We start from the raw sequence: 21906 nt of genomic DNA on the forward strand, positions 1-21906 counted from the left end.
CCACCCGCTACGACAAGCTCGCCGTCCGCTACCAGGCCACCATCGACATCGCCGCCATCAACATCTGGCTACGCCACATCTGAAACACGACCTAGCCGCTGGTCCCCGGCTGCGCCAGCTCCACCACCACGGACCGGTTGCGCGCCGCCGCCTCCGGGACGAGGTCGCCCGCGGAGTCGAGGTCGACGGCCAGCGGCGCGCCGAAGCCCGCCCCGACGACCTCGGTCAGCGCCGACCGGCTCACCCCGAGGTCCACCAGCTCGGCCGCCACGCGCTCGCCGCGCCGCTTGGTCAGGTCGAGCGCGGCCTCGGCCGACTCCCCGCTGGCCGTGCGGACGATGACCCGCGCGGTGGTGCGGCCGTCGAACCTCTCGGCCACCTCCCGCAGCACGTCGCGCGCTCCCGGCGCCAGCTCGGTCCCGCCCGCCTCGAACAGCACCGACGAGGGCACGTGCACCAGCGCGTCCTGGTGCCGCACCTCCCCGATGACGACGGCGGGCACCCCGGTCCGCGACACCGGTCCGCCCGGGGGCACCGGGTCCGGGTCGTGCGCGCAGCTCGCCGCGCCGAACCGCTCGCAGATGCCCAGCCACAGCCGCACCAGCGCCGCCTGCGCGCCCGGCGGCAGCGGCTGCTGCGCGCCGTCGACCTGGCCGAGGCCGGAGAACACGACCTCCTTGCCCGCCAGGTCCGGCAGCGCGTCGTCGGGCACGGCCCGGACCAGCGCGTCCACGTCGAGATCGAGGCCGAGCCTGGTCAGGTCGAGCGGGTCGGTGGTCTGGAGGCCGCTGCTGTGCAGCACGAGCAGGGCGGGGCCCTCCGCGGCGGCCATGTCGGCCAGCACGGACAGCGGGTCCAGGTCCGAGCCGGTGGCGCCGAGCTGGGCGAGCTGCCCGTTGAGCCGCACCACGCGGTCGGCCGCGTCGAGGCCGTCGTCGGAGTCGGCGGAGACGACCTCGTCGGAGTGGGCGGAGCCCGTCGCCTCGCCGGCGAGGTAGACGACGAGGCGGGTCCGCCCGTCCTCGAACGCGGTCGTCAGCCTCTCGGCGACGGTCCTGGTCAGCTCGACCCGCGGCTCGTTGGCCGACGCGGTCACCCCGATGCGAACGGTCGTGGCGTCGCCGGCGCCCTCCCCGCAGGCAGCACAGGTTGCCGCCACGAGCACGACTGCGGCGAAGAGCCGTGAGTGGTCCATGTCTCTCCAGCGAACGAAGAACGCTCCGTGTTACCTGGACCACTCTTTTGGCGTAACGTCCGGGTTATCGCTCCACGATCGCCGTAACGCCTTGACCACCCGCCGCACAGATCGAGATGAGCCCGCGACCGCTGCCGCGCTCGGCCAGGAGCTTGGCCAGCGTGGCCACGATCCGCCCGCCGGTCGCGGCGAACGGGTGCCCGGCGGCCAGCGACGAGCCGTTGACGTTGAGCTTCGACCGGTCGATCGCGCCCAGCGGCGCGTCCAGGCCCAGCCTCCCCTTGCAGAAGTCCGCGTCCTCCCACGCCTTGAGCGTGGCCAGCACCTGGGACGCGAACGCCTCGTGGACCTCGTAGAAGTCGAAGTCCTGGAGGGTGAGGCCGGCGCGGTCGAGCATCCGCGGCACGGCGTAGGCGGGCGCCATGAGCAGGCCCTCCCCACCGTGCACGTAGTCGACGGCGGCCGTCTCGCTGAACGTCAAATAGGCCAGCACGGGCAGCCGCCGGGCCGCGGCCCACCCCTCGGAGGCCAGCAGCACCGCGGACGCGCCGTCGGTGAGCGGCGTGGAGTTGCCCGCGGTCATCGTGGCGCCCTCGCCGCGGCCGAACACCGGCTTGAGCCGCGCCAGCTTCTCCGCGGTGGAGTCCGGCCGCAGGTTCTGGTCGCGGGTCAGGCCCAGGAACGGGGTGACCAGGTCGTCGAAGAACCCGCGGTCGTAGGCGGCGGCGAGGTTGCGGTGGCTGGCCGCGGCCAGCTCGTCCTGCTCCTCTCGGGTGATCCCCCATTCGCGCGCGGTGATGGCGGCGTGCTCGCCCATCGACAGGCCGGTGCGAGGTTCGCCGTTGCGGGGGATCTCGGGCACGACGTGCCGCGGGCGCAGCTTGAGGGCGGCCTTGAGGCGGGCGCCCGCGGTGCGCGCCCGGTTGAACTCCAGCAGCGTCGCGCGCAGGTCCTCGTTCACCGCGATCGGCGCGTCGCTGGTGGTGTCCACGCCGCCCGCGATGCCGACCTCGACGTGCCCGAGCGCGATCTTGTTGGCGACCGCGATCACCGCCTGGAGGCCGGTGCCGCACGCCTGCTGCACGTCGTGGGCGGGGGTGTCGGCGGACAGCCCGCTGCCCAGCACGGCCTCGCGGACCAGGTTGAAGTCGCGGCTGTGCTTGAGCACCGCGCCCGCGACGACCTCGCCGAGCCGCTCGCCCCGCAGGCCGAAGCGGCTGACCAGGCCGTCGAGGGCGGCGGTCAGCATGTCCTGGTTGGACGCCGCGGCGTAGGGGCCGTTGGAGCGGGCGAAGGGGGTGCGGTTGCCGCCGAGGATCGCTACGCGCGCCATGTCGTCCTCCGGGTGGGTGAGCGGGTGCCGAGGGCAATGTTACCTACTGGCAAGTAGACTTACCAACGAGTAGGGAGTGGAATGTCGGCATGGATCGGTACCAGTCGTTCGCCAACTCCGGGTTCGGTCGGTTCGTCGTGGGCAGGCTGGGCCTGCCCCACCCGCACCCGCTGCGCCGCCACGCCCCCGGCCAACCCCCGCTCGACGGTCCCGTGCTGCTCGGCGGCGGCGGGCGGCTCGTCGAACCCGTCCGCGCCGCGCTGAAGTCGATGGGCGCGGAGGTGGCGACCGACGCGGGCCGGTACGCCGCGCTCGTGTTCGACGCCTCCGGCATCGACTCGGTCGAGCGGCTGCGCGAGCTGCACGAGTTCTTCCACCCCGTGATCAGGTCGCTCGGCCCGTCCGGGCGGGTAGTCGTCCTGGGCACGCCGCCCGAGCTGGCCGGGTCGCGAATCGCGCAGCGCGCCCTGGAGGGGTTCACCCGGTCGGTCGGCAAGGAGCTGAAGCGCGGCGGCACCGCGCAGCTCGTGCTGGTGGCGCCCGGCGCCGAGGACGCGGTCGAGTCGACCCTGCGGTTCCTGCTGTCCGGGCGGTCGGCGTACGTGTCGGGCCAGGTGATCCGGGTCGGGCCGGCGCGGGTCGAGGCGCCGGAGGACTGGGAGCGCCCGCTGGCCGGCCGGGTCGCGCTGGTCACCGGCGCGGCGCGCGGCATCGGCGCGGCGATCGCCGAGGTGCTGGGGCGCGACGGCGCGCACGTGGTGTGCCTGGACGTGCCCGCGCAGGGCGAGGAGCTGTCGAAGGTGGCCAACCGGGTCGGCGGGTCGTCGCTCCAGCTCGACATCACCGCCGCCGACGCGCCCGCCCGGCTCGTCGGGCACCTCTCGCAGCGGCACGGCGGCGTGGACGTCGTGGTGCACAACGCGGGCATCACCCGGGACAGGACGCTCGGCCGGATGGACGCGGCCCGCTGGGACGCGGTGGTCGCGGTCAACCTCGCGTCGCAGGTCCGGGTGAACGAGGCGCTGCTCGCCGCCGACGCGCTGCGGCCCAACGGCCGGGTCGTCGGCGTGTCCTCCATCGCGGGCATCGCGGGCAACGTCGGCCAGACCAACTACGCCACCACCAAGGCGGGCGTGATCGGCATGGTCGACGCCCTCTCCGCCGAGGTCGCGGGCCGCGCCACGGTCAACGCGGTCGCGCCCGGGTTCATCGAGACGAAGATGACCGCCGCGGTGCCGCTGCTCATCCGCGAGGCGGGGCGGCGCATGAACAGCCTGTCGCAGGGCGGGCTGCCGGTCGACGTGGCCGAGGCCGTCGCGTGGTTCGCGCACCCCGCGTCGTCCGGCGTGAACGGCAACGTCGTGCGGGTGTGCGGGCAGAGCCTGCTGGGGGCGTGATGGCGAACCTGACCCTGCTGTACGCGAAGGCGGCGCTGACCGGGTTCACCCGGCGCGGCTCCGAGCTGCCCGACGCCTCGCTGGACGCCGAGGTGGTCGTCGACCCCTGGCACCTGGCCCGCTACAACCGGGTGTGCGGGTTCGGCGTGCGCGACGAGCTGCCCGTCACCTACCCGCACGTGCTCGGGTTCCCGCTCCAGGTCCGGCTGATGACCGGGCCCGGGTTCCCCTTCCCGCTGCCCGGCCTGGTGCACGTCGCCAACCGGATCAGGCGGACCCGGCCGCTGCTGGTGGGCGAGCCGCTGTCGCTGCGCGTCGAGCTGGCGGACCTGCGGCCGCACGAGCGCGGGCGGCAGTTCGACGTGGTGACCACGGCGTCCGCGGACGGCGAGGAGGTGTGGGTCGACGTGTCGACCTACCTGCGGCGCGGCGGTGGCGCCTCCTCGGGGGAGCGCGGCGAGGGGGAACGCGGCGAGGGGGAACGCGGCGAGGGGGAACGCAGCGACGGGGAACGCCCCGAGGGAGAGCGCGGTGACGGGGAGCGCGCCGCCGCGCCGGAACCCACGGCGGTGTGGCGGGTGCCGGCCGACACCGGGCGGCGCTACGCCGCCGCGTCGGGCGACCGCAACCCCATCCACCTGCACGCGCTCACCGCCAGGGCGTTCGGCTTCCCCCGGGCCATCGCGCACGGGATGTGGTCGAAGGCCCGGTGCGTGGCGGCGTTCGAGGGGCGGCTGCCGGACGCGTTCGAGGTGGACGTGCGGTTCAAGGCCCCGATCGGGCTGCCCGGCCGGGTGGGCTTCTCGACCGGGCCGACCGGCGACGGTTGGCGGTTCGCGCTGTGGTCGGACCGGCCGCACCTGGAGGGCGTGATCACGGGGTGATCAGCGGCTGACGTTGGCCACCAGGGTGCGCAGCAGGTCGCGGAGCCGGGCGGTCCGCTCGGGGTCGAGGTCCATGGCCGCGCCCATCGCGGGCGGCACGTCCCGGGCGCGCTCGCGCAGCTCCTCGCCCTGCCCGGTGAGCACGACGCGCACCGACCGCTCGTCGTCGGCGCGGCGCTCGCGCCGCACCAGGCCGTTGGCCTCCAGGCGCTTGAGCAGCGGCGAGAGCGTGCCGTAGTCGAGCTGGAGCGCGGCGCCGAGGTCCTTGACCGGGACCGAGCCGCGCTCCCACAGCACCAGCATCACCAGGTACTGCGGGTAGGTCAGGCCGAGGTCGTCCAGCAGCGGCCGGTACCGCGCGGTGACCGCCCGCGAGGCGGCGTAGAGCGCGAAGCAGAGCTGGTCGTCCAGCTCCAGGCTGAAGTCCCGCACGGCGTTCCTCCTCCGGTTCCCCTGTGAGCAGGCCCACGATACACCCGTGCCCATTTAGATTGTGCACAATCTAATCGCGGACTATGGTTCTGGACGTCAGCCCGGAACGAAGCAGAAGGAGCCGGAGATGACCGTCCTGGAGCCCGCCGCCGCCGCGTTCGCCGCCGCGACCGCCAACCCGCCGTACCTGTTCGACCTGGGGCCGGTCGACGGCCGCAAGGCCGTGGACGAGGTGCAGTCGGGCGAGGTCTTCAAGCCCGAGGTCGACGAGGAGCAGGTGACCGTCGGCGAGGTGCCCGTCCGGATCGTGCGCCCGCTCGGCGCGACCGGCGCGCTGCCCGTGATCCTCTACGTCCACGGCGCGGGCTGGGTGTTCGGCAACGCCCACACGCACGACCGCCTGGTCCGCGAGCTGGCCGTCGGCACCGGCGCGGCCGTGGTGTTCCCGGACTACAGCCTCTCGCCGGAGGCCAAGTACCCGACCGCGGTCGAGGAGAGCTACGCGGTGGCGCGGTGGATCACCACCGAGGGCGCCGCGAAGGGCCTCGACGGCTCGCGGCTCGCGGTGGCGGGCGACTCGGTCGGCGGGAACATGTCGATCGCGCTGACCCTGCTGGCCAAGGAGCGCGGCGACGTGCGCTTCGCGCAGCAGGTGCTGTTCTACCCGGTGACCGACGCGGCCTTCGACACGCCGTCGTACCACGAGTTCGCCGAGGGCTACTTCCTGCGCCGCGACGCCATGCAGTGGTTCTGGGACCAGTACACGACCTCGGAGGAGGAGCGGGCGCGGATCACCGCCTCACCGCTGCGGGCCACCACCGAGGAGCTGCGCGACCTGCCGCCCGCGCTGGTGATCACCGCCGAGGCGGACGTGCTGCGCGACGAGGGCGAGGCCTACGCCGACAAGCTGCGCGAGGCCGGCGTGCCGGTGACCGCGGTCCGCTACCAGGGCGTGATCCACGACTTCGTGATGCTCAACGCCCTGCGCGAGACCCACGCCGCCGAGGCCGCCATCGCGCAGGCCGTCGCGGTGCTGAAGAAGGCCCTGGCCTAACCGGGAGGCCCCGGCCTAACCGGCCGGCGTCCTCCGCGACGGCGGGTGCCACACGTCGCCCGCCACGAGGTCCCCGAAGCCCATCCAGACCAGGTTCATGAGCCGGGCGGCGACGACGCCGGCCGGCTCATCGGGGTTGTCGAGCCACCAGTCGGCCAGCGACTCGCCCGCGCCCACCAGCGCCGCGGCCAGCGACTCGGCCTCCTTGTCGCCCGCCCGCGGCACGTTCGCGAAGTCGGCGGAGTGCACCAGCAGCGCGGCCACCAGGCTGATCGCCCGCCCGCGCATGTCGGCCAGCTCCTCGGCGAACGGACCGCCCTGCGAGGACGCCTGCCGGTGCAGGACCTGCCAGCTCGCGCGGTTCTCGCCGACGAAGCCGAAGAACGCGCGCAGCCCGCTCCACAGCTGCACGTCCGGCGGCGCCTCGGCCTCGACGCCGTTGGCGATGGCCTCCATCATGCGGGTGGCCTCGCGGCGGATGCACGTGGCGAACAGCTCTTCCTTCGAGCCCAGGTACGCGTAGAGCATGGGTTTGGAGATGCCCGCGACCTCGGAGATCTCGTCCATGGACGCGGCGTGGAAACCCAGGCGCGAGAAGACGTCCACGGCGGCGTCCAGGATCTGCCGTTCGCGCACCGCGCGCGGCAGCCTCTTCGCCCGGCCGGTGCGTACCGGTTGCTCAGCGTGCATCACACCCCCTGAAGACTGCGGCAAGGTTACTCCGAAGTGCTTGCCCCCTTACCTACTCGCCAGTAGGCTTACCGCTTAGTAGGTAGCGGAGGTGCCACTCATGACCATCGACCTCTCCACCGAGGCGATCGCGAAGCTCGGCCCGCAGGAGCTGATCTCAACGCTCAGGCAGGTCGACCCGGCCGACCCGGCGCTCAAGGACGTCGACATCGACGTCATCGCGCGGGGCATCGACCCCAAGAAACTGGGTCGCGACGAGTTCGCCGACCTGCTGGACGCGCTCGGCGCGCTGGCCGACGGCGGCGCCGACCTGGACCTGGCGAAGATGGACCCGCAGAACTTCGCCCGCATCATCTCCCGCGCGTCCAAGGAGCAGGTCGAGGCGGTCACGTCGCGACCCGGCCTGCGCACGCGCGTGCTCGACGAGGTCTTCCGGCGCATGGAGGTCCACTTCCGCGGCGACCGGGCCGGCGCCACGCGCGCCGTGGTGCACTTCCACCTCACCGGCGCCTCCCCGGAGGACCTGTACGAGGTGATCATCGAGAACGCCACGTGCGTGATCAACAAGTCCGCGACCCGTGACCCCAGGGCCTCGGTGACGTTGGGACCGGTGGAGTTCCTGAAGCTCGCGACCGGCAACGCGTCGGCCCCGGTGCTGTTCATGACCGGCAAGCTGAAGGTCAAGGGCGACCTGGGCTTCGCGGCCGGTTTCATGAGCCTGTTCAACATCCCGAAGGCGTGAGGGGACCATGGGCGGTTTTTCGCTTGAGCTGAACGAGGACCAGGTCGACCTGCGCGACTGGGTGCACGGTTTCGCCAAGGACGTGATCCGACCGGCGGCCTCCGAGTGGGACGAGCGCGAGGAGACGCCGTGGCCGGTGATCCAGGAGGCCGCCAAGATCGGCCTGTACGGGTTCGAGGCGCTGGCCACGTGGTTCGCCGACCCGATCGGGCTGTCGCTGCCGATCGCCACCGAGGAGCTGTTCTGGGGTGACGCGGGCATCGCCCTGGCGCTGATGGGCACGGGCCTCGCGGCGGCGGGCATCTTCGCGTCCGGCGAGCCCGAGCAGCTCGCCGAGTGGGTGCCGGAGTGCTTCGGCACGGAGGACGACCCGAAGGTGGCGGCGTTCTGCGCGTCCGAGCCGCAGGCGGGCTCCGACGTGGCGGGCTACCGGACGCGGGCGGTGTACGACGAGAAGACGGACGAGTGGGTGATCAACGGCCAGAAGGCGTGGGCGACCAACGGCGGCATCGCCAACGTCCACGTGGTGACGGCCGTGGTGGACCCGGCGCTCGGCGCGCGCGGGCAGGCCGGTTTCGTCGTGCCGCCGGGCACGCCGGGGCTGTCCTCGCCGGGCAAGATCAAGAAGCACGGGATGCGCGCCTCCCACACGGCGGACGTGTTCTTCGACGACGTGCGCGTGCCGGGCCGCTGCCTGCTGGGCGGCAAGGAGCGGCTGGACGCGCGGCTGGCGCGGGCGCGGGAGGGCCAGAAGGCCGGCGGCCAGGCGGCGATGGCGACGTTCGAGACCACGCGGCCCACGGTCGGCGCGATGGCGGTCGGCGTGGCGCGGGCGGCCTACGAGTACGCGCTGGAGTACGCGAAGGACCGCGAGGCGTTCGGGCGGAAGATCATCGAGAACCAGTCGATCGCCTTCGACCTGGCGAACATGAGGATGGAGATCGACGCCGCGCGGCTGCTCGTGTGGCGGGCGGCGTGGATGGGCCGCAACAACGTGCCGTTCACCGCGGGTGAGGGGTCGATGTCCAAGCTGAAGGCCGGCGAGGTCTCGGTGTGGGCGACGGAGCGGGCGATCCACATCCTGGGCGGGGCGGGGTACACGCGGGAGCACCCGGTGGAGCGGATGCACCGGGACGCGAAGATCTTCACCATCTTCGAGGGGACGAGCGAAATCCAGCGTTTGGTCGTGTCACGGGCTATCTCGGGCATGACGATTCGCTAGTTGATCACCCCAGGCCGTCGTCAGGCCGTCTGGGAGCGGGACGGGGTCTTCGGGACGCGGAAGACCCCGTCCACCGCTTTCCGGACGCGCTGGTGACTGGACGGCAGCAGGTGCGTGTAAGTACGGAGCGTGAACCCCGGGTCCGCGTGGCCCAGGTACTCCGCCAGCTCCTTGATGGAGACGCCCTGGGCCAGGAGGACCGAGGCGTACAGGTGCCGCATGGCGTGCATCCCGTCCTGGCGCTTGGCGTAGGTCAGGCCCGCCCGCTTGAAGGCGGGCACCCAGACGAGCTTGTTGAACAGGTCGCCGTTGTGCGGCCTGCCGTCCTCGCGGGTCATGAGCAGGTTCACCGTCACCGGGTCGCCTTTGGGGTTGTCCCACGGCAGGGTCACGGGCATGGGCGGGAACAGCTCCACGTAGGCGGCGATCGCCGTCAAGACGGTCTCGGACAGCGGCACCTGGCGCTCCTTGTTCCGCTTGGGCAGCGAGAACACCAGCGTGCGGTCGATCAGCCTGACCTGACGCTGGACGTTGATCACCAGGGCTTCCCGGTCGATGTCGTCCGGGGAGAACGCCAGGATCTCCCCTTGCCGCAGACCGCACCCCGCGCCGAGCTGGGCCACGATCTTGAAGCGCGCGTCCAGCGCCATCCGGAGCTTGTGCAGGCGTGACGCGGGCCAGGGGACGACCTTGCGCGGTGACCGCTGGGGCCGCTTGATGCTCCTGACCTTGCAGGGGTTGGCGTGGATGCGCTTGTCGTCGACGGCCGAATTCATGATCGACGACAGCGTCTCGAACAGCACCGCCTGGTAGGTCGGGCCGAGACCCTTCTCGTGCAGCTCGCCCAACCAGTCGCGGATGAGTTGGGGCGTGATCGCGCCGACCTGGTGATGACCGAAGTACGGGTAGACCTGGCTCCGGAGCCGGCTCCTGATCGTCTGCCGGGTGCCCGCGTCCGCCGAGTAGCCCTTGAGCCAGCTCTCGGCCTGCTCCTTGAACAGGATCTTGCCCGCGTTGGGGTCGATGTACTTCCCCTCGCGCTTGTCGGACTCCATTTCGATGAGGAAGTCCTCGGCCTTCTTCTTCTGCCGGTCCGGGAAGCTCCTGGACCGCTCGACGCCGTTGGGGTCGAGGTAGCGCACCTTGTACCGGAGGCCGACGCCGTACAGGGAGGTCTTGACCCTGGTGACCTGCTCCGTCACCGGGTCCTTGACCTCCTTCCACCAGCGGTCTTGCACGTGTCCCATGGACAGTCCTCTCCTGTGTATCGAATTGCCGGGGTTCTTCAGGCTGCGTGCTGGTCGAGGTTGTTGAACCAGTCGCGGACTTCGGTCGGGTCCCACCGGAGGTGCTTGCCGACCTTGCGGGCCGGTGGCCCGTAGTTCTTGGTGCGCCAGCCACGGATGGTGTGGACCGGCACGCCGAGGTAGGCGGAGAGGTCGTCAACGCTCCACAGCCGGTCGAACTCGTTCCCCCTCATTGCCGTCCCTCTCCCCGTCTCAGGCCGCTTGTGGAACTGCCGAAAGATCCGGGGGTGAGCCGGTGGCCGCCAGGAGGGCGCGGTCGTACTCGGCTTTCCAGGTCACGCGCTGGGCTATGGCGTGCATGAGCAGGTGCGCCCGTGGTGGCACGTTGGGGTCGCCGGGGCGGACCTTGTGCCAGACGAGCTGGGAGGTGTCCGGTTCGGGCTTCTCGATGCCGACCGCCTTGAGTGCTTCCAGGACGAAGCGCTTCCGGTCCGCCCGGTGGTCGGTCAGGGTCTTGCCTGACCACTTGCGGGAGACCAGGACGCGCCGGCCGGGCAGGCCGAGGGTGGTGCGGCGGTGGGCGCGGCCCTTGCAGTGGCCGGGGGTGGTGCGTGAGCCTGCTCCGCGTGGTTGGACGCCGTAGAGCAGCCACACCGGGCAGCGGTCCGAGCACGGGGTGACGGCCAGCTCGTCCGCCAGGCGGTCCGCGTGCCGCCGCTGTCGCTCGGTGCGCTGCTCGACCACCTCACCGATGGACTTGGTGAGGTACTTGGTCAGGTAGCCGATGTGGCGTCCGGCTTCCTGGGAGCCGCCGAGGATGCCCTTGGAGTGGACCTGGCGGCCGAAGGTCACCACGTGCGCCGGCTCGTCCACGGCCTCAACCGCGTCCGCCCAGATCGTCAACGGCCGCCGGGTGTCGGGGTCGACGAACGCTTCAGCCCGCGCGTCCCAGACCGGCAGGTGGTCACCGGAGTAGACGCGTTCGTTGTGCCGAGGCCACCACACCTGGTGATAGGTCGCCGCGGCGACCTGGCGGATGGTCTCGTGCGGGATGGAACCGCGGATTGCCGCGTGCAGGTGCGGCGCCGCTCGCCTCTGCGGTTCGACGGTGGCGAAGTACTGCACCTCCCACCCGACGACCCGCCGGAGGTTCTGCCACCAGCGGTCGACCAGGGAGGCGAAGTGCACCGCGTCCCGAGCCGCCCGCCGGTAGTCGTAGCTGTCCGGATCGACGGGCGTGCCGTCGTCGCGCACCCGCCCGTAGCTGTCCAGGGTCAGCGTGACGAACATCGAGGGTCGGAACCCACCCGCGTACTCCCGCCCAACCGTGCGCTTCTCCACCCGCCGCCGAGGCAGGTCTGGGGCGTCCTGGCGGCGCTTGGTCGACCGCTTCACTGGCCGCTTGCCGAGTGCGTCGGGGGAGGGGAAGCGGCCCCGGACGCCGAGCTGCCGCAGCTCCGCGTCAACCGAGTGGATCTCCTCCCGCAGCTCATCGGCATGACCCGCTTCACCAGCCGCAACCGCCTCCCGATACGCCTTGACCAGATCGGCCCGGAAGGTCAGCAGCTCCTTCTGATCACCGGTCGGCGGGTCGGGGGTGAAGTCGGGTTCCTCGGTCAGGTGCCAGCCCTCGCGGCACTGGGCCATCCGCAACGCCTTGGCCTTACGCGCACACGGCCCACAGACGCTCTCCATCGTCGACCCGCACGGCACGGCGACGTACCGGACTTCGTAGGTGGACCGATCCTCCACTTCCATCGTGAACGGCCGCACGCACACGCCATGCTGCTCAGCGGCAGCCTTGGCCACATCCAGCGCCATCGGTTGACGCATCCGCTCAGCCCGCGTCCCACCGCTCATGCCGCCACCCCCTCAGCACCGCCGGGCGTGGTCGGGAACGGCCGGACCTCAGCGGGCCGGAGGTAGTCCCGCAGCACCGCAAGGTCGTTGTCGGTGACGTGGAAGGCCCGTGCCCGGTCGGGCTCCCGCTGTCCGTCCTGCTTCACCCAGGCGACGCCGGGCGTGTCCTCCGCGATCTCGTGCGCCGTCGCGCCGCGCTGCCGGACACCATCCCCAAGGACCATGTCCACCTGTTGCGGCTCGTCCAGCCGCAGGGCAACCCGCGTGGTGAACAGGTGCCGGAAGCCGACAACCTCCTTACGCGGGTCCTGGACCAGGCCAACGAGCACGTAACCGGGTGCACGGCCCTGCGAAGCGATCGTCTGCACCGCCCGCGCCGCACGCTCCCGAAGCTGCCGGTCCGGCTGGTAGGCGATCACGTCCGCCAGCTCGTCCACCACGAGCACGGTCAGCGGCTCCCCGGTGTCCCGAGCCCACAGCCGCCGAATGCCCCGGTACCGCGAGGCCCGCTCCTTCACCTCAGCGGCGATTTCCTCCAGCAGCTCAACCGCATCAGCGCCGTTGCCGAAGACCAACCGGTCAAAGGCGTCGGGGCACTGGCCCAGCTCCATCCCGCCCTTGGGGTCGATCCCGACCAGCCGTACCAGGCCCGCCCGAACTGCCGGGGCGAGTTGCCACACCAGCGACCACAGCACCGAGCCCTTACCGGCACCGGGAACGCCGACCACCAGGAGCTGCGACCCGAGCAGCCGCAGTCGCCATGGCTTGCCCGTCTCGGTCCGCCCGACGACCACCCGCTTGAGATCCAGCTCAGCCGAGCCCAACGCGGGCACCGGCACCGGCCGCACCAGCGGGTCAGCGTGGACGAAGTCCAGTTCGAGAACCCGAGGCCGCAGTACCCGCACCCGACACGAACGCGCGCCGAACGAGTGCGCCAGGCCGTCCCGCCGCAGCTCCCAGGCTTCCGGCGACTGGGCCGGGACCATCCGCACCCGGACCCGATCCCGCCACCCCTCCGACCGCACCCGCCGCAGCCGAGGCCGGTACTCGCGCCACCGTTCCCGCTTGGCCAGATCCGCCAGCCGCATCACCGACCGCCACCGAGGCACGTACACGGTCGCCCGCCGCCACTCGGTGACCAGCCGGAACCAGCAGCACCGCAGGAACGAGGCCCGGTCGTACCCGAACCACAACAACAGCGCCGCCACCAGCGACAACAGCGCCAGCACCAGCGGCGAGAGCCCGAAGCGCCACCAGCACCAGGCCGCCGACGCCGGGACGAGCGTGGCGACGGGGTATCGCACGACGACGAGCACCAGGCGCACGACGCCAATGACGACGGCCCACACCAGCGCCACCAGCGCGGCCAGCCACTTCGCCTTGCCCGGCACCAACACCCACCACGGCACCCGAGGCCGAGCACCCTCGAACGGAGCCGGATCAACCCACTTCCCGCCGTTCATCGCACACGCCCCAGCGGGGCGAAAATCAACGGCAGCCAGCCCAGGCACGCGCAGCACACGAGCTGGTTAGGCGCGTAGACGCCGAAACGTCGGCATTGGCCGCAGGGGCGACCGTTGGGAAGCTTCCACACCGATGGGGCAACCGCGTGGCTTGACGCGCGTCCCCCGACGACAGATACCCTCGACATGACCGGAATCCCTTGGGCAGAAGTACGGGAAGAACCGGTCACGTGAGTCGCGGAGAAACAGACGAGGCCCGCCAAGACTTTCGGACTGTTTCCCGCGACTCACGCCAACCGGCGACGAACTGTTTCAGCAGCGCAACTCCGCCGATGCGCTCACCTGACCTGCCAGATAACCGATGAACGCCTGCGACTCCTCCGCGTCCATCGCATTGGCCGTCAAAAAGCGGACCGATTCCGCGTATACGCCGGTTTCCCGTGGATCATCCAGGAACAGGCTGCACGGCGTGACATCGATGTGCACCACGGGCCGGAACTCAGGCGAATGCATCAGCGTGAACGAGAACTGGTCCCAGTGACCAGACGGCGCATCACGCCCGATCACCCGGACGTTCACCTTCCCGGTGTTGCCGAGCCAGAACAGGTGCATCAACTGACCCCACACCGCCTCACGGTCACCTCCGAGATGCCGCAAGGTCAGTTCCCGAACGACGAGCGTGCACTTCAACAACCCAGGCGCACTCAGCACCTTCTGTCGCGACTTCCGCGCGACCACGCACCGCTCGACGCTCTCAGGACCCAGTCGAGGGCTCCGGCCGAAGACCGTACGCATGTGATCTTCGGACTGGCCGAGCGCAGGGATACCGGCCACGTCGTAGCAGAAGATCTCCCGAGCTGCCTTCTCGTGCCTCAGCAACACGGGCACTTCATCGACCCCGCCCGTGCCGTGACGCCAGAGCAGATCCCCTTCATCCAAGTCACGGCACAGACTCATGACGTGGTTGAAAGTCTTCGTGTCGACCCGGTAGAACCCGAGCAGCCGGGCGATGTTGAGCACACTGGTCTGCCGAGTTCCCGTCTCCAGTTTCGACAGCCATCCGGGAGAAACACCCAACGCCTCCACCAGAGCGCCGAACTGAAGGTCCGTGGAATGCCGCACCTCCCTCAGCTCGGCACCCAGGGTCCTACTTCGCACGGTCGGCTCCGGTCGTGAATGACCACCATTGCTCATAACGATTCTCCATGTCACTTCGGGCACAGCTCCGCCATGTCCCGAATGTCAATGAGTCAGACGCCCTCGCCGCAGGAGGGCTAGACGACCTCGAACAGGTCGTGGAACGTCATGGGTTCCAACGCCTTCAGCGCGCCACCGATGAACGCCGGCCCCGGTTGAATCCGACCCGCCCTCACTCGTATCACCGTGGAACGGTTGACCTTCATCGCCCGTGCGAGCGCGTAGTCGGACGGGAAAGACGCCAGCCTCACAGCCTTGTCAAACTCCACGAACCGGAGCCGAATCGAATAACCGCTCCCGTGGTTCATCCGACACCACCCCCAACAGCACCAACCCGCGCGTACTCGATCCGCGCCCGCCGGTCGAAGTCCTCAACCGCGACAGCGCAGGCATGGCGAGCCCACAGGGGTGTGCCCAGATCAGCGGCCAAGACCCGCCAGGCCCGCGCAACCGCCAAGTAGCCGTCAGCCAACCGAAGCACCGCGCCCGGATCATCCACAGTGGACGCCGCGAACAGCGCTTTGGTTTGCTGCGCGTACGCGAGGTTCCACTGAGCGACCGCCTCATGAGACGGCCGCGCCACTCAGGCCGCCTTCTGCTCGCCCTGGGGCTTTTCACCCGCACGCCGACCGGAGACCGCCCCACCCTGCGGTGCCACGATCCCCGTAGCCCGGATGGTGAACCCGAGGTACTTGTACCGGTCCCCCATGACCCGAGGCTCAACCGTCAGCCCCTCGAACGCCACCGGCCGCACCTCAACCCCGGGCATCACCGACACAGCCGACGGCGGCACCGGCTGCACGTCCGCCAGGACCGTCACCGTCACCGACGCGTCCCGCTCCTTCTCCGCGGACGGGTCGGTCACCACGACCTTCCACTGGCGCTTGCCGGTCCGCTCGTCCACCTTCTGCTTGGCCTGCCTACCCCGCGCCTTGTCGTCCGCGCTCATGTACTCCATGTCCGGCGCGACCTCCCCAACCATCAGCGCTCCCATGGGGAAGACCTGGTCAAACGACGCCTCGAACCGCGTCCCGTACGGAACCGCCACGTCCAGCCACCTCCGACACTAGGCCAGCTCGCCTATACGAGCTAGACAAGCAGCCAAGGTAGCCAGCTTGGCTAGACAGGTCAAGCGGATGTCACCCGAACGGGCGAGCTAGCTCCCTAGGCTGGCTAGCCAGGTGGTCTTAGTCTGGTCGCGCAGCGTTGCACTTGTCAGCAACTCGCGAGGCCAGCAAGGAGGCTTACAGATGGCGCTAGACCCGGACGATCCGCGACCGCCATATATGCAGGTAGCGAACGCCCTACGAGCTGCCATCCTGACGAAGGTCTTCAAGGCCGGGGACAAGCTGCCCTCACGCGCCGAGCTAGCCAAAAAATACGACGTAGCCCCGATGACCGTGCAGAACGCCCTGCGCGAGCTGCGCGACGAGGGCCTGATCGTCTCCAGACAGGGCAGCGGCGTCTTCGTCCGAGAGCGCACCGAACGCCCGGTAGGACTACGCCCTCACATCGAACGAGCCTTCGAAGCCGACCACGTCACCATCGACTTCTCAGGCTTTTCCGGCGAGACCCTCCACGGCGTCATCCAGGAACCCCTGGACAAGATCCGCATCGGCCGCCTCACCCCCGAGACGATCCACGTCCGCATCCTCGTCCCCGACCCCACCGTCCCGTGGTCGGTCCCCTGCACCGTCGAGGACCAGGCCGACAGCCCAGCCTTCCGCAACCGCGCCGCCGACATCATGCGCCGCCACACCCAGGCCATCGTCGACAACGTCACCGAGCTGGCAACCCTCGGCCTGGTCAAGGAAGCCACCGCCGAAGTCCGCGTCCACCGAGCCGCCCCACTCTTCAAGCTCTACCTGATCAACAACAACGAAGCCTTCTTCGGCTTCTACCCAGTCCGCGAACACGTCCTCACCCTCGACGGCCAACCCCAAGCCATCTACGACCTCATGGGCAAAGACGCCATCCTCTTCCATCACAGCACCACCGACGACGACACCAGCACCGGCAGTCAGTATGTCGAACAGGCCCGTACTTGGTTTAACAGCCTGTGGCAGACTATCGCTACGGAGCAAGATCGGTGACGGACGGAAAAGAATTCTCAGATACCAGCGAGGGCTTGCGTCGACTTCTGGAAGACAAAAATGTCCTGCTGCTTGACTTTGACGGTCCAATATGTTCGGTATTTTCAGGGGTCCCAGCCCCTCGCATTGCCGGGCAACTTCGGGAAGTTCTTGCAAGTTGCGGTCATATCCGTTTGCCACCAGAGGTAGAAAATAGCGCCGACCCCTTCTCGGTACTCCGTCATGCTGTCACGCTTGGGCGGCACGAGGGGGACATTGTCGAAGAAACACTACGTGCTTGCGAAGTAAAGTCGGTTGCCAGCGCCGAGCCGACTCCTGGCGCTGAGATTTTGATCGAAAGTTGGCGCAGTCAAAGGCAGCATGTTGCGGTAGTTACAAACAATTCGGAGCATGCCGTATCAGTTTTCCTGAAGAGAACCGGCCTGTATGGCCTAGTTGCCATATTTGGGCGCACTGGGAGTGATCCGGAAAAGCTTAAGCCTTCACCATACCTCATCAGTAAGGCAATCGGTTCTGTGGGATGCGGACCCGAATCCGCCCTAATGGTAGGTGACTCTGTCACGGACGTGCAGGCAGCGCAAGAAGCTGGTGTTGCCTGTGTTGGGTTCGCTAACAAGCCGTCGAAAGTAACTGCACTTGCAAGCGCGGACTTGGTGATCACCCGCATGTCGCTGCTGACAGAGGCGCTCTAGAGCCATCAGTTCAACCGCATGGACCTGTAACACACAGGGCAATCTTGCGATACTCCGTTGAGTGCAGCGCAGTTGGCTGCGCCGATCGAGTGAATCTGACTGGAGATGGTGTGGGGCGAGCGCGGCAAAAGGGGGTAGCGTGAGCACCTTAGGCAAAGGGCAGCGAGTTGGGCTACTCCGTGGCGACATAGCCGAGACGGCTTCCATGGAAATTCTGCAGATTGGTTACTTGCACGCAGTTGCCGCCGCAGCACGATGCAGCATCGCCACGCCTATCCCAGATAAAAAACTTGACTGGCTGGTAACTCATCAATCAACTGCTCACACTGGTGGCGATGATGAGGTCACGCTAAAAGTAGCACTAAAAGCCACTAAAACTATTCCCTCCAACCCGAAGGGGGGAAGTTTCGGGTTCACTCTCAAGAACGGGCACCTTGAGTATTTGAACTATTTCGAGCCTACCGTTAACCGAATACTGGTCGTCATGCTTTTGCCTCAGAAAATTGACGACTGGATCCGCGCTTCTGGCGACTATCTCGAACTTCGCCATTGCTGTTATTGGGTAAATCTAGCCGGTGAAAAAATTACCGGTAAAGAGCGGACCACGGTGCGGGTACCCACCGATCAGGTATTTGATGATCAGGCATTATGCGCTATCATGGAGCGCATTGGCTCGGGAGGCAGGCCGTAATGCATACAGAGAGCTTAGGAGGTTCATCCGGGCGGGTTACCCCGTCCGTGTTGAGTGCTGCGCTAAGTAAGTTTGGCTGGCGGCTAATCGGCGGGAAAGAAGGACTCTACAGTCGTTGGGCTTACGGCGAAGACCGGTCTGCACGGATAATAATCCCTCTCGATGCATCGAAGCCGGACTTCGACGAGCTTCTCACGGATGCAGTTTCTTCTCTCGCTGCACTTCATACTGAGCCTGCTCGTCGCGTTCTCCGTGTTGTTAGCGCTCGACCTGGCGATGAATTGAAGTTCCGCAAGGCGTCTGATACTCCCATGGGAACAATACGCTGGGATCTAGGACAGGAGTTGATTCAGGCGGCAAATGATACTCTTGTTGCTTCCGCCAAAGCCGCGAGCGATAGGCGTCCATTTTTTAGAAACTCTAACTGGTTCATCGCCAAGGATTTCCTTCAGTCGGTCCTGATGGGGCAGACCGAAGTAGGCAGTTACGTCGTAACTGCCTACACGCCTCCCGACCAGACCTTCTTCGAAAAGGAAAGCCAGAAGACGGCTACTCGTTTTAGGCAAGATGGTACGCACACCGGCCGCGAAGTCGTCGAGGTTATGACCGGGGCCTTGCAGATCACACGTGAAGCAATTGACACGTATCGCAGGTCTAATAAAATTGAAGAGTTTGATGAAGCGGTTGAACATGGCGTGTCGCGGGAGTTGGCGATCGCAGTTCAGAAACTGGTCAGCCAATCCGATGGTGCATCGGTAGCTGTTGAGTGGAGTACCGATATAGATACTCTACTACTGCCCGAAGAGTCCATTCGAACAGGCATAACCGAGGTTGAATTTAGTCCGCCAGATCTAGAAGTGCTCGAACAGGCGGCTCAACGACTCGGTAAAGTTACGGAAAGCTCCAAAGTCAGCGTTGTGGGTTCCGTTGAGGTCTTGACTCGTAAGGTTGGATCCGTCGGCGTGGTCGCTCTTAACGTAATGCGAGGGAGCACATCCGCCAAGAAGTTGCGAGTGCGCCTTCCCGCCGATAAGTACGAGTTGGCACTTGAGGCACATAGGCGCATGGACGCGATTCGCATTACCGGACGTCAGGAACGTAGCGGCAACTACTACTGGCTCCATGATGCCGAAGATATAGAAATAGTAGAGCTCTACAAAGGTGAAAATCCGGAGCAGGGCAAGTTGTTTGAATAGCTGCCCTCCCTTCTTGTGCGATCGAGCCTATCTTTGTAAGTAGTTGCTGAACTTGGCTCTACGGGATCAAGGCGCGCCGCCGTCGGCGGCGCGCACGGGGCCTGTTGCGCTGGCACCGGGGATGCATCCATCCCGGCTCGCCGGGCTCCCGCTTCGCTCACGCCCGGCGGCCGGGCGGCGCGGCCCGAGCTGTGCGAGGCAGCGCGCCACCGCCGGCGGCGAGTTGAGCCACGGGCTACCAGCGTCCATCGCTCGGGCCGATCGCGCGGTGGGTCGCCCCAGACTTGCTGGGCACGGCGATCGACGCCCGCCGACGCTCCGCGCCAGCGGCCAACGAGGGCTGGCCGACACAGCGGAGGGCACCACACCGGCAAGAGTGTTGTCACCATTGGTGACCGCGTACCGATGTGGTGCCCTCAGCACGTTGATCAACTTCCAGGCCGTCTCCAGGCCGTGAGACGTTGGAGAGCGATGGTCAACGACGACAAACGTCGACCACGTATGCGCAGGTCAGCTAGCCATTCCACGCCATGTGCCCAGGTCAGACCCACCCCACCGCAAGATCTTCACCATCTTCGAGGGGACCAGCGAAATCCAGCGCTTGGTCGTGTCACGGGCCATCTCGGGCATGACGATTCGCTAGTTGATCACCCCGGGCCGTCGTCGGGCGGGCTGGGAGCGGGACGGGGTCTTCGGGACGCGGAAGACCCCGTCCTGCGCCGCACCTACCGCATCGCCTCGATCAGCCAGTCCCGCTCGGCGCTCGTGTCCGGCACCGCCGGCCAGCCGTTGATCTTCGCGATCAGCGCCCAGTACCGCTCGGCCCTCGGGTCGCCGAACTCCTCCAGCCGCCGCGAGAGTTCCGGGCCGATCGGGACGTCCAGGATGGTGGACCACCGCTCGTTCACGCGGCGCACCACCTCGGCGCCCTCGGCGGAGCGCGGGTCGACGCCCGCGGCCAGCGCCTCGCGCGCCTGGTCCATCGCGTACTGGAACGCCTCGCGCTGCTCCGGCGCCGGGCCGGACATGTCGGCGCCCTCCGCCCTCAGCTCCTGGTGGCGCACCGACATGCGGCGGATCGAGGCCCGGAAGTCCGGGTCCCGCACCAGGTTCGCCAGTTCGATCCACGCCTCCAGCTGCTCGGGCGTGGGGTCGTCGGGCAGCTCGATCCGGACGGACCTCATGCCCTGCTCGAAGCCCGGCTCCAGGTCCAGGCCGCCGAACACCTCCTCGAAGAAGTCGTCCAGGATCGCCTGCCGCTCCTCCTCCGACAGCCGCGCCAACTCGTGCACCATCTCCACCTCCCCGTTCCGCGCCACGACCCGCAGCACGGCCCGGCGCAGCCGGAGCGTGCGCATCTGCGCGTCGATGGCTTCCGCGTGCGTCCGGGCCACCTCGGCCACGGACACCTCGCTCGCCAGCACCCGCTGCGCGGTGGGCAGGTCCACGCCCAGGTCGCGCAGCGTGCGGACGAGCTTGAGCCGCGCCAACCCGTCGACGTCGTAGGTGCGGAAGCCGCCGGCCGTCCTCCCCGCCACGGGGATGAGGCCGGAGTCGGAGTAGAACCGGATCGTCCGCGTGGACAGGCCGGTCATCCGCGCCAGGTCGCCGATCGAGTAGTGCGCCACGGGGACCACCCTGAACTCTCCAGTCACTGGAACTTCAACCGATTAACCGCGAACGGCTCAGCGAAGTGTGCCCAGCCGGGCGAGGCACGCCCCGGCCCCGGGGTGCCAGTGTTGATCGACATGTCCTTGACCGAGGGAGTTCCCATGCGCACCGGGTACCGAACCGCCGCACTGGTCGCGGCCCTGCTCGCGACGCTGGTCCAAGCCTCGCCCGCCAACGCCGCCGGCGGGCCCGCCACCACCGCGGTCGTCGGCGGCGCCTCGGCGGCCAACCCGTCCGTCGGAGTGGCCGCGCCCGCGTTGAGAGCGAATGCCGACGCCAAGTCCGTCTGCCTCAACGCGCACGTGGCCGGCATCGGCTGGCAGGGGTGGTTCTGCGGGGTCGACGGCGCGGCGGCGCTGGTCGGCACCACGGGCCAGAACCGCCGGATCGAGGCGCTGTCCGTGTCCTCCACCGGCACCGGCGGGATCTGCGCGCAGGCCCACCTCGGCGGGGTGGGCTGGTTGAGCCAGGTCTGCGTCGCCGACGGCCAGGTCGCGACCGTCGGCACGACCGGGCAGAGCAGGCAGATGGAGGCGCTGGCGCTGGGCGCGCCGGCCGCCACGACCTGCGCCGAGGCGCACGTGGCGCACACCGGCTGGCAGGGCGTGCGGTGCGCGCCTCCCGGCCTGGTGACGCAGGTGGGCACCACCGGCCTGTCCCGGCGCATGGAGGCCCTCACCGCCTCGGTGAGCTGACGCGCGTCGGGGGCCGCCCGCGGTCGAGCTGCCCCCGACGAGCGGCCTCAGTACGTCATCGCCACGCCGGGGTCGGCGAGCAGCGCGCCGACGTCGGCGAGGAACCGCGAGCCCTGCTGGCCGTCGACCACGCGGTGGTCGAAGCTGAGCGC

The 21906-nt window shown here is 68.6% G+C and carries 23 protein-coding genes; 10 read left to right on the forward strand and 13 right to left on the reverse strand.

Features of this window, described 5'->3' with window-relative positions; translation table 11 throughout:
* Window positions 1–91: 91 nt before the first annotated feature.
* Window positions 92–1195, reverse strand: a complete 1104-nt coding sequence (locus tag ACFV4N_RS23345; protein WP_499674697.1) for an OmpA family protein — start codon at window positions 1193–1195, stop codon at window positions 92–94.
* Between the two features lie 64 nt (window positions 1196–1259).
* A complete protein-coding gene (locus tag ACFV4N_RS23350) occupies window positions 1260–2528 on the reverse strand; it encodes an acetyl-CoA C-acetyltransferase (protein ID WP_499674698.1) in 1269 nt (422 codons plus the stop codon).
* An 89-nt stretch (window positions 2529–2617) separates the two neighbouring features.
* Between ACFV4N_RS23350 and ACFV4N_RS23355 the strand changes: the two genes are divergently transcribed.
* Together ACFV4N_RS23355 and ACFV4N_RS23360 are read left to right on the forward strand one after the other, a co-directional pair.
* Complete coding sequence (locus ACFV4N_RS23355; protein WP_499674699.1) at window positions 2618–3925, forward strand: 3-oxoacyl-ACP reductase; 1308 nt, start codon at window positions 2618–2620, stop codon at window positions 3923–3925.
* Window positions 3925–4809 carry a MaoC/PaaZ C-terminal domain-containing protein gene (locus ACFV4N_RS23360; protein ID WP_499674700.1) on the forward strand — a complete coding sequence of 295 codons (885 nt, stop codon included), beginning with the start codon at window positions 3925–3927 and terminating at the stop codon, window positions 4807–4809. The genes ACFV4N_RS23355 and ACFV4N_RS23360 overlap by 1 nt, the downstream gene beginning before the upstream one ends.
* On the opposite strand, the gene ACFV4N_RS23365 is transcribed toward ACFV4N_RS23360, so the two are convergent.
* Entirely contained in the window at window positions 4810–5241 is a 432-nt protein-coding gene (locus ACFV4N_RS23365) for a MarR family winged helix-turn-helix transcriptional regulator (RefSeq protein WP_499674701.1), read from the reverse strand. It lies immediately after the preceding gene.
* A gap of 127 nt (window positions 5242–5368) precedes the next feature.
* On the opposite strand from ACFV4N_RS23365, the gene ACFV4N_RS23370 reads away from it, so the two are divergent.
* Window positions 5369–6295: an alpha/beta hydrolase gene (locus ACFV4N_RS23370; RefSeq protein ID WP_499674702.1), complete on the forward strand. Its 927-nt coding sequence runs from the start codon at window positions 5369–5371 to the stop codon at window positions 6293–6295.
* Between the two features lie 15 nt (window positions 6296–6310).
* Here ACFV4N_RS23370 and ACFV4N_RS23375 read toward each other — a convergent pair whose 3' ends face one another.
* Window positions 6311–6985, reverse strand: a complete 675-nt coding sequence (locus ACFV4N_RS23375; RefSeq protein WP_499674703.1) for a TetR/AcrR family transcriptional regulator — start codon at window positions 6983–6985, stop codon at window positions 6311–6313.
* A 100-nt stretch (window positions 6986–7085) separates the two neighbouring features.
* Here ACFV4N_RS23375 and ACFV4N_RS23380 point away from each other — a divergent pair, with 100 nt between their 5' ends.
* Together ACFV4N_RS23380 and ACFV4N_RS23385 are read left to right on the forward strand one after the other, a co-directional pair.
* Entirely contained in the window at window positions 7086–7727 is a 642-nt protein-coding gene (locus ACFV4N_RS23380; protein ID WP_499674704.1) for an SCP2 sterol-binding domain-containing protein, read from the forward strand.
* A 7-nt stretch (window positions 7728–7734) separates the two neighbouring features.
* Complete coding sequence (locus tag ACFV4N_RS23385) at window positions 7735–8949, forward strand: acyl-CoA dehydrogenase family protein (RefSeq protein WP_499674705.1); 1215 nt, start codon at window positions 7735–7737, stop codon at window positions 8947–8949.
* A 20-nt stretch (window positions 8950–8969) separates the two neighbouring features.
* Here the strand turns inward: ACFV4N_RS23385 and ACFV4N_RS23390 are convergent, their stop codons facing one another.
* The 7 genes from ACFV4N_RS23390 to ACFV4N_RS23420 all read right to left on the reverse strand — a co-directional run bounded on the left by ACFV4N_RS23390 (window position 8970) and on the right by ACFV4N_RS23420 (window position 15764).
* Window positions 8970–10196 carry a tyrosine-type recombinase/integrase gene (locus ACFV4N_RS23390; protein WP_499674706.1) on the reverse strand — a complete coding sequence of 409 codons (1227 nt, stop codon included), beginning with the start codon at window positions 10194–10196 and terminating at the stop codon, window positions 8970–8972.
* A gap of 38 nt (window positions 10197–10234) precedes the next feature.
* The gene (locus ACFV4N_RS23395; RefSeq protein WP_499674707.1) at window positions 10235–10429 is read right to left on the reverse strand and encodes a helix-turn-helix transcriptional regulator; all 195 of its coding nucleotides are present in this window, start codon (window positions 10427–10429) and stop codon (window positions 10235–10237) included.
* Between the two features lie 19 nt (window positions 10430–10448).
* Complete coding sequence (locus tag ACFV4N_RS23400) at window positions 10449–12056, reverse strand: replication initiator (RefSeq protein ID WP_499674708.1); 1608 nt, start codon at window positions 12054–12056, stop codon at window positions 10449–10451.
* Window positions 12053–13519 carry an FtsK/SpoIIIE domain-containing protein gene (locus ACFV4N_RS23405; RefSeq protein ID WP_499674709.1) on the reverse strand — a complete coding sequence of 489 codons (1467 nt, stop codon included), beginning with the start codon at window positions 13517–13519 and terminating at the stop codon, window positions 12053–12055. The genes ACFV4N_RS23400 and ACFV4N_RS23405 overlap by 4 nt, the downstream gene beginning before the upstream one ends.
* 312 nt (window positions 13520–13831) lie before the next feature.
* Window positions 13832–14713, reverse strand: coding sequence for a helix-turn-helix domain-containing protein (locus ACFV4N_RS23410; RefSeq protein WP_499674710.1), 882 nt, complete (start codon window positions 14711–14713; stop codon window positions 13832–13834).
* An 80-nt stretch (window positions 14714–14793) separates the two neighbouring features.
* Window positions 14794–15024, reverse strand: coding sequence for a transcriptional regulator (locus tag ACFV4N_RS23415; protein ID WP_499674711.1), 231 nt, complete (start codon window positions 15022–15024; stop codon window positions 14794–14796).
* A gap of 275 nt (window positions 15025–15299) precedes the next feature.
* On the reverse strand, window positions 15300–15764 hold the full coding sequence (locus tag ACFV4N_RS23420) for a hypothetical protein (protein ID WP_499674712.1): 465 nt from the start codon (window positions 15762–15764) through the stop codon (window positions 15300–15302).
* Window positions 15765–15966: 202 nt separating this feature from the next.
* Here ACFV4N_RS23420 and ACFV4N_RS23425 point away from each other — a divergent pair, with 202 nt between their 5' ends.
* The 4 genes from ACFV4N_RS23425 to ACFV4N_RS23440 all read left to right on the forward strand — a co-directional run bounded on the left by ACFV4N_RS23425 (window position 15967) and on the right by ACFV4N_RS23440 (window position 19388).
* A complete protein-coding gene (locus ACFV4N_RS23425) occupies window positions 15967–16809 on the forward strand; it encodes a GntR family transcriptional regulator (protein WP_499674713.1) in 843 nt (280 codons plus the stop codon).
* On the forward strand, window positions 16806–17501 hold the full coding sequence (locus tag ACFV4N_RS23430) for an HAD family hydrolase (RefSeq protein WP_499674714.1): 696 nt from the start codon (window positions 16806–16808) through the stop codon (window positions 17499–17501). Before ACFV4N_RS23425 ends, ACFV4N_RS23430 begins: the two co-directional genes overlap by 4 nt.
* Before the next feature lie 139 nt (window positions 17502–17640).
* The gene (locus ACFV4N_RS23435) at window positions 17641–18192 is read left to right on the forward strand and encodes a DUF4365 domain-containing protein (RefSeq protein WP_499674715.1); all 552 of its coding nucleotides are present in this window, start codon (window positions 17641–17643) and stop codon (window positions 18190–18192) included.
* 50 nt (window positions 18193–18242) lie between these two features.
* Window positions 18243–19388, forward strand: a complete 1146-nt coding sequence (locus ACFV4N_RS23440; protein WP_499674716.1) for a hypothetical protein — start codon at window positions 18243–18245, stop codon at window positions 19386–19388.
* Between the two features lie 725 nt (window positions 19389–20113).
* Here the strand turns inward: ACFV4N_RS23440 and ACFV4N_RS23445 are convergent.
* A complete protein-coding gene (locus ACFV4N_RS23445) occupies window positions 20114–21016 on the reverse strand; it encodes a helix-turn-helix domain-containing protein (protein WP_499674717.1) in 903 nt (300 codons plus the stop codon).
* Window positions 21017–21160: 144 nt separating this feature from the next.
* Here ACFV4N_RS23445 and ACFV4N_RS23450 point away from each other — a divergent pair, with 144 nt between their 5' ends.
* Window positions 21161–21754: a hypothetical protein gene (locus ACFV4N_RS23450; RefSeq protein ID WP_499674718.1), complete on the forward strand. Its 594-nt coding sequence runs from the start codon at window positions 21161–21163 to the stop codon at window positions 21752–21754.
* 47 nt (window positions 21755–21801) lie between these two features.
* Here ACFV4N_RS23450 and ACFV4N_RS23455 read toward each other — a convergent pair.
* The coding region (locus ACFV4N_RS23455; protein WP_499674719.1) for a 2-oxo acid dehydrogenase subunit E2 at window positions 21802–21906 on the reverse strand (105 nt) is incomplete at its 5' end.

The sequence above is a fragment of the Actinosynnema sp. NPDC059797 genome, assembly GCF_042732085.1.
Classification (GTDB): Bacteria; Actinomycetota; Actinomycetes; order Mycobacteriales; family Pseudonocardiaceae; genus Actinosynnema.